Below are 7238 nucleotides of genomic sequence, written 5' to 3' on the forward strand. Positions count from 1 at the left end.
GTGCTTGCGGGCGTATTTACCCGCGCTGCAGGCCGGCGAGCCCACAGCCGGTAGGTCTTCGGCGAAACCGGCGAATGTGTATCCGGCGGCGAGTAGTTCCGAACCGAGGTTGGGTGCGGCGCCGGCGTCGACGGGGCAACGGTTTTCCTTCAACCCGAACATGTTGCCGGCGAACAGCGCCAAATAATTGGGCTCGCTCGGGTGCGTTTCGGCGAAGGACTGCGTCATCGTTGCGCCCTTGGCGGCAAGGGAGTTGAGAAATGGAGCCGACTTGTTGCCGATGATGTTGGCGTGCGAGCGGTTCTCCTCCACTACGATCACCACGTGTGCTGGCGTCGGGATAGCAGCCGCCGCAAAGTTCACCGGAGCCGTTGTGCCGGTTAAATGTGCCGGCAAGGACGTGACCGCGGCGAAGACGGCCAAAACGCCGACGAGCGAGACGGTTTGCCCCTTGCCTTTTCGGCACGCCCGGCGTCGCATGCGGCGAGTATAAGTGCGCTATAGCGTGCCGCCGGGTATGGACGCGCCCATATGTGGCATGAGAATGAATCGCATCCGGAGGTTCCTAATCACGACGGCGGATTTGACTGAGCCGCGTGTTCACCGCCACTTACGTGGCTGGGCCGCCGCGGGGGCTGCTGATGCGACCGAGCGGCTAGCTGCCCCAAATCTCGGTAATTGCCCCCGCATTCGCCGCGTGGCCGGTCTTGGGTAGCCCGTACATCTGCTCCAGCGTGGACAGCAAGTTGTAGTGATTGATCTTCTGGTTGTACGTTCCGGGCTTGACGTTGGCGCCGTAGAAAATCATCGGGATGTGGTTGGGGAAGAAGTAATCATTGCTTTCGTCCCACGTCACGATCAGCAGGCTGTTGTTGGCCTTCGCCCATTCGGCATAAGACGACAGATGCTGCTGCAGCCAAGTGTCGGCTTGAGCTACCGATCCGTTGTGCATGTCGTTGTCGAGATTGGGAATGACGAACGAAACGGTCGGCAGGCTGGCGTAATTGGCGGGAGCAGGAAATGCCGAGAACGGTACCGAGTCGGTTCCCGGGACGTTGCTGAAGTTGACCCACGGCGCGTGGACACGCTCATACTTCCCCGATGTGCACACCGTAGAGCCTACGGACGGCAGGTCTTCGGCAAAACCGGTGAATGTTCGTCCGGCGGCGAGCAATTCAGCGCCCAGGTTGGGCGTGTTGCCTTCGTTGACCGGGCAGAAGTCCCATATGAGGTCGAATGTGCGCCCGGCGAATAACGCCATGTAGTTCGGTTCGCTCGGATGTGTTTCCGCAAAAGATTGCGTCATATTCGCGCCATTAGCGGCCAGTGAATTGATGTACGGGGCCGACGCGTTGCCCATGACGTCGTCGGGGTCGCGGTTTTCCTCCATGACGATGATGACGTGCGCGGGGGTCGGTATGGTGGCCGCCGTGATGTCCACGGGCGGGGCCACTTTGTCGACATGCGCTGGTATGTAGAGAATTAGCGCGCCGACCAACGCCGATGCGCCGCACAGTCCGGCGATTCGATATCCCATGGATTTACGCGATCCGGGACCGATCACACCGGGAAGTATAGAAACCGGTTCGAACATCCCGCTTAATGGCGGTCGGCGTGTCAACTCCATAAATCATCAAAGGCGAGAACGCATTTCAAGATCAAATGGACGATCCAATGGAAGCTCGTTTATGCGCCGGCGAGAAGCTGCCGCCGGCAATCGCGGGTGACGTTTTGCTCTGCATTTGCTGCAGCGGCATTCACGCGGTCAGACAAGGCGAGTAACCAGGTTTTCTGCTGGCCATTTCGACCTGGTCATCGCCCGGCTAGGGTCAACGTTTGTGGAAGTGCACGTCGTTGACCATCCGCTGGCCGCCGCGCGGCTCACTGCATTGCGCGACGAACGCACCGATAACGCCGCGTTCCGTGCGGCGCTGCGCGACCTGACGCTGATGCTGGTCTACGAGGCCACCCGCGACGCGCCCAGCGAGAAGGTTAATGTGCGCACCCCACTCGCCGAGACCATCGGGCTGCGGCTGGCCAAACCACCGTTGCTGGTGCCGGTACTGCGGGCAGGGCTCGGCATGGTCGATCAAGCACACGCGCTGATACCGGAGGCCCCGGTGGGATTCGTCGGGATTGTTCGCGACGAGGAAACCCACCGGCCGGTGCCATATCTGGAGTCGCTGCCCGACGACCTGAGCGCCCAGCCGGTAATGGTGCTCGATCCCATGCTGGCAACTGGCGGCTCGATGACCCACACCATCGGGTTGCTCCTGCGCCGCGGCGCAACAGACATCACCGTGCTGTGCGTAGTCGCTGCACCGGAAGGGCTGGCGGCGCTGGAGAAAGCAGCCCCCGAGGTGCGTTTGTACACCGCGGCTATCGACGACCAGCTCAACGAGATCGCCTACATCGTCCCAGGGCTCGGCGACGCGGGTGATCGCCAGTTCGGGCCACGGTGAGCTACCAGCGCTGCACCAAGGCGACGAGTTCGTCGCGTAGCGCGCCGGCCTGCTCACGAGCCCGCCGAAGATCCTGGCCCGCCGGGCAGCCGGCCTCGAGGTAGAACTTCAGCTTGGGTTCCGTGCCGGACGGTCGCACCACGACCCGGGCCCACAAGTCGGCGTCGCCGCCGGAGAAGACCAGTGCGTCAGTAGGATTGCGTGTGCGCATCAAATCGACTGCCGCGGCTGGGAATCCAGCTAGCCGCGTCGGCGGGTTGGCGCGGAGTCGCTGCATGACGCCGGTTGCCTCGTCGGGCCCGCTTACTTGCCGCTGTACCGCCGCGCCCAGGTGAACCCCGTGACGTCGGGCAAGGTCGTCGAGTGCGTCAAGCACCGAGCGGTCTTGCGCTTTGAGCGCCGCCACCAGATCGCAGGCCAGCACCGCCGCGCTGATGCCGTCCTTGTCGCGCACCGCGGCGGGGTCGACGCAATGCCCGATCGCTTCTTCATAGGCGTAGACCAAGGTGAACCCCGGCATCCCCGCGTCGGCGCGAGCCAGCCACTTGAATCCAGTAAGGGTCTCGACGTGGCGCGCGCCGTAGTGTGCGGCGATCGCCGCCAACATCCGCGACGAAACCACCGTGCTGGCCACCACGGTGGTCTCCGGAGATTCGGTATGCGACAAAATGTAATTACCTAACAGCCAACCGGTTTCATCACCCGACAGCAGCCGCCAACCCTCTGGCGTGGGTATGCCGACCGCGCAGCGATCCGCGTCAGGATCCAACGCGACCGCGATATCGGCGTCGACGTCGCCGGCCAGGCGCAGCAACGCGTCGGTGGCGCCCGGCTCCTCGGGATTAGGGAACGCGACGGTGGGGAAGTCGGGGTCCGGCGCGAATTGCACGCCGACAGTGTGCACTTCACCGAAACCGGCGCGGTGCAGCGTTTCGACGGCCGCCGCGCCGCCGACGCCGTGTAACGGTGTCAACGCCACCCGCACGGATCCTGTCGAGCGCCGCAGGTCCGCGGTGTGCTCGATATAGCGGTCAACGAGGCCGTTGCCGGTGGGTTCGACCGGCGCCCTGCCGACCTGGTCGGCGAACGGCGCAGCGGCCATCGCGGATTCGATCGCAGAATCGGTAGGCGACACGATTTGCAGACCGCCGCCGAAGTACACCTTGTAGCCGTTGTCGCTCGGTGGATTGTGTGACGCGGTGATCTGGACTCCGGCCGCGGCACCGGTGTGCCGCACTGCGAACGCGACCACCGGTGTAGGTACGGCGCCGGCCAACAACTCTACCGAAAACCCTTGAGCTGCAAGCACTTCAGCTGCAGCAACAGCGAAGATCGCCGAGCCATGCCGCGCGTCGCGGCCGACGATCACTCGCGAGCCGGCCAACCCACGGTCCTTGAGTACCTGTGCCACCGCCCAGGTCGCGCGCAACACCACGGCCAGGTTCATCGCGTCGGGCCCACCGCGCAGCGGCCCCCGCAGGCCGGCCGTGCCGAACTTCAGCGGCCGGGCGAACCGCGCGGCGAGCTCGCCAGGGTCGCAGGCGGCGAGTTCGGCGGCCGTCACCGGGTCGGGGTCGTGCGCGATCCACTCCTCGGGCGTCACTAGTGCTCCCGTCAGAGCCGGGCCACCACGCCGGCCAGCAGCGAACCCATCCGGGCCGCCGACGCCGCCCCGGCCTCCACCACCTCGACGTGGCTGAGCGGCGCCCCGGTGATGCCGGCGGCCAGATTCGTCACCAGCGACATCGCCAGTACCTGGGCGCCGGCCGCGCGGGCTGCAATTGTCTCGTGCACCGTCGACATGCCTACCAAGTCGGCACCCAGGGTGCGCAGCATCCGGATTTCGGCTGGCGTCTCGTAGTGCGGCCCCGGCAGGCCCGCATACACCCCTTCGGTCAGAGTCGGGTCGACCTGGCGGGCGAGCTTCCGCAGCCGCGGCGCGTAGGCGTCGACCAGGTCGACGAACTGCGGCCCGACCAGTGGCGAGCGCGCGGTGAGGTTCAGGTGGTCACTGATCAGCACCGGCTGGCCGACCTCCAGATCTGGCCGCAGCCCGCCAGCGGCGTTGGTGAGCACGATCGTCTGCGCCCCGGCGGCGCAGGCGGTGCGCACCGGGTGGACCACGTGCAGAAGGTCATGGCCCTCGTAGGCATGGATACGACCGGCCAGAACCAGCACCCGGTGGCTACCGATGCGCATTGACAGCAGCTGGCCGGTGTGCCCGACCGCGGTCGGCGGGCTGAAACCGGGCAGATCCGCCATGGGCAGCACCGCGGTTGCCGAGCCCAGCGCCGCGACGGCCGGCGCCCACCCCGACCCGAGCACGATCGCCACGTCGTGCGCGGCGACACCGGTGCGCTCGGCGATGACCTGCGCCGCCCGCTTCGCCAGTGCATCGGGATCGGGCGGACCATCGGTCACAGCGGCCGAGCTTAGACTGCGAGCATGCCCACCACCACCGCATTGGATGCCGTCGAAGATGCGGTGCGCCGTCGTGGCGCCGATATCGTCGAGCTCTCCCACGCGATTCACGCCGAGCCGGAGCTGGCATTCGACGAGCACCGCAGCTGCGCAAAAACGCAGAAACTGGTAGCCGAACGAGGTTTCGAGATCACCCCCGGTGTCGCGGGTTTGGACACCGCATTCCGCGCCGAGTTCGGTAGCGGACAACTCGTCGTCGGAGTATGCGCCGAGTACGACGCATTGCCCGGAATCGGGCACGCCTGCGGGCACAACATCATCGCCGCCTCCGCCGTGGGCACCGCGCTGGCGCTGGCCGAGGTGGCCGACGACCTGGGGTTGACAGTCGCGCTGCTCGGCACCCCGGCCGAGGAGTCCGGCGGCGGCAAAGCGCTGATGCTGCAGGCGGGCGTGTTCGACGATGTTGCGGCCGCGGTGATGCTGCATCCAGGGCCGGCGGACATCGCGGCGGCCCGGTCGCTGGCATTGGCAGAGGTCAGCGTCCGCTACCGGGGCCGGGAATCCCACGCCGCCGTCGCTCCCTACCTCGGAATCAACGCGGCCGACGCCGTGACCGTCGCGCAGGTAGCCATCGGACTGCTGCGACAGCAGCTGGCGCCCGGGCAGCAGGTGCACGGCATCGTCACCGACGGCGGCCAGGCAGTCAACGTCATCCCCGCTCAGGCCAGCCTGCTGTATGCGATGCGGGCGCTCGACTCGGAGTCGCTGCGCGAACTGCAGGGCAGGATGCTCTCCTGTTTTGCCGCCGGCGCGCTGGCGACCGGATGCGAACACGAAATCGACGACATGGCACCGCCCTACGCGGAGCTGAAGCCCGACCCGTGGCTGGCCGAGGCGTGCCGGGAGGAGATGCGCCGACTCGGACGCGAGGCACTTCCCGTCGAAATTGAGGCAAGCCTGCCGCTAGGCAGCACCGATATGGGCAACGTGACCCAGGTGCTGCCGGGCATTCATCCGGTGATCGGCATCGACGCCGGCGGCGCTACCGTGCATCAGGCCGCGTTCGCCGACGCCGCCGTCCGGCCCAGCGCCGACCGCGCGGTTGTGGAAGGCGCAACCATGTTGGCCCGCACGGTAGTTCGCCTCGCCGAAACCCCGGCCCAACGGGACCGGGTGCTGGAGGCACGTGAGCAGCGGGCGGCGTCGTGAGCCTCGTCGACAGCGCCGAGTCCTGGTTGGCCGCCCACCACGACGAGCTGATCGAGTGGCGGCGCCACATCCACCGCTACCCCGAGCTGGGCCGCCAGGAGTTCGCCACCACCCAGTTCGTCGCCGAGCGGTTGGCCGACGCCGGACTCAACCCCAAGGTACTGCCGGGCGGGACGGGCTTGACCTGCGACTTCGGCCCCGAGCACGAGCCACGGATCGCGTTGCGCGCCGACATGGATGCGCTGCCGATGGCCGAGCGCACGGGAGCGCCGTACTCCTCGACGATGCCCAACGTCGCGCACGCCTGCGGTCACGACGCGCACACCGCCATCCTGCTCGGCACCGCGCTGGCCTTGGCGTCGGCGCCCGAATTGCCGGTCGGGGTGCGTCTGATCTTTCAGGCAGCCGAAGAGCTGATGCCGGGCGGCGCGATCGACGCGATCGCGGCGGGAGTGCTGACCGGGGTCACGCGGATATTCGCGTTGCACTGCGACCCCCGCCTTGCCGTCGGCAAGGTGGCGGTGAAGCAGGGACCCATCACGTCGGCCGCCGATCGGCTAGAGATCACCCTGTATTCGCCGGGCGGGCATACCTCCCGGCCGCACCTGACCGCTGACCTGGTCTACGGGCTCGGCACCTTGATCACCGGGGTGCCCGGTGTGCTGTCGCGGCGCATCGACCCCCGCAAGAGCACTGTCTTGGTGTGGGGCGCGGTCAACGCCGGCGCAGCGGCCAACGCCATCCCCCAGACTGGTGTGCTGGCCGGAACCGTGCGCACCGCTAGCCGCGAAACCTGGCAAAGCCTCGAGGGCATCATCCGCCAGGCGGTGTCCGCACTGCTGTCGCCGCTGGAGATAGTCCACACGATGCAGTATCACCGCGGTGTGCCGCCGGTGGTCAACGAGGAGATCTCGACGCGCATCCTCACTCACGCCATCGAAGCCGTCGGCCCGGATGTCCTGGCCGACACCCGCCAGTCCGGCGGCGGCGAAGACTTCTCCTGGTATCTGGAGGAAGTTCCCGGCGCGATGGCGCGGCTCGGTGTCTGGTCGGGCCGTGGCCCGCAGCTCGACCTGCATCAGCCGACGTTCGATCTCGACGAGCGGGCCCTGGCGATCGGGGTGCGGGTGATGGTCAATATCGTCG

General features: G+C 66.9%; 7 protein-coding genes. 3 read left to right on the forward strand and 4 right to left on the reverse strand.

What is annotated here, in order from left to right; genetic code table 11:
- Positions 1-480: alkaline phosphatase family protein (locus VFA16_RS21830; RefSeq protein ID WP_324969839.1), on the reverse strand; the 480-nt coding region annotated here is incomplete at its 3' end.
- A 175-nt stretch (positions 481-655) separates the two neighbouring features.
- Positions 656-1441, reverse strand: a complete 786-nt coding sequence (locus VFA16_RS21835) for an alkaline phosphatase family protein (protein WP_414687785.1) — start codon at positions 1439-1441, stop codon at positions 656-658.
- A 397-nt stretch (positions 1442-1838) separates the two neighbouring features.
- Here VFA16_RS21835 and upp point away from each other — a divergent pair, with 397 nt between their 5' ends.
- Entirely contained in the window at positions 1839-2462 is a 624-nt protein-coding gene (upp, locus tag VFA16_RS21840) for a uracil phosphoribosyltransferase (protein ID WP_324969840.1), read from the forward strand.
- Position 2463: 1 nt separating this feature from the next.
- Here the strand turns inward: upp and VFA16_RS21845 are convergent, their stop codons facing one another.
- Positions 2464-4065, reverse strand: coding sequence for a phospho-sugar mutase (locus VFA16_RS21845; RefSeq protein WP_324969841.1), 1602 nt, complete (start codon positions 4063-4065; stop codon positions 2464-2466).
- Positions 4066-4076: 11 nt separating this feature from the next.
- On the reverse strand, positions 4077-4883 hold the full coding sequence (locus VFA16_RS21850) for a purine-nucleoside phosphorylase (RefSeq protein ID WP_324969842.1): 807 nt from the start codon (positions 4881-4883) through the stop codon (positions 4077-4079).
- Positions 4884-4907: 24 nt separating this feature from the next.
- Between VFA16_RS21850 and VFA16_RS21855 the strand changes: the two genes are divergently transcribed.
- A complete protein-coding gene (locus tag VFA16_RS21855; protein WP_324969843.1) occupies positions 4908-6092 on the forward strand; it encodes a M20 family metallopeptidase in 1185 nt (394 codons plus the stop codon).
- A partial coding sequence (locus VFA16_RS21860) for a M20 family metallopeptidase (RefSeq protein ID WP_324969844.1) occupies positions 6089-7238 on the forward strand: 1150 nt, incomplete at its 3' end. The genes VFA16_RS21855 and VFA16_RS21860, both read left to right, overlap by 4 nt.

Origin of the sequence: Mycobacterium sp. (assembly GCF_035653355.1) — a bacterium.
Classification (GTDB): domain Bacteria; phylum Actinomycetota; class Actinomycetes; order Mycobacteriales; family Mycobacteriaceae; genus Mycobacterium.

Bases quoted from the DNA above. Each gene is read 5' to 3' on its own strand.
- VFA16_RS21855 (WP_324969843.1), top strand. From the start codon at position 4,908: ATGCCCACCACCACCGCATTGGATGCCGTCGAAGATGCGGTGCGCCGT.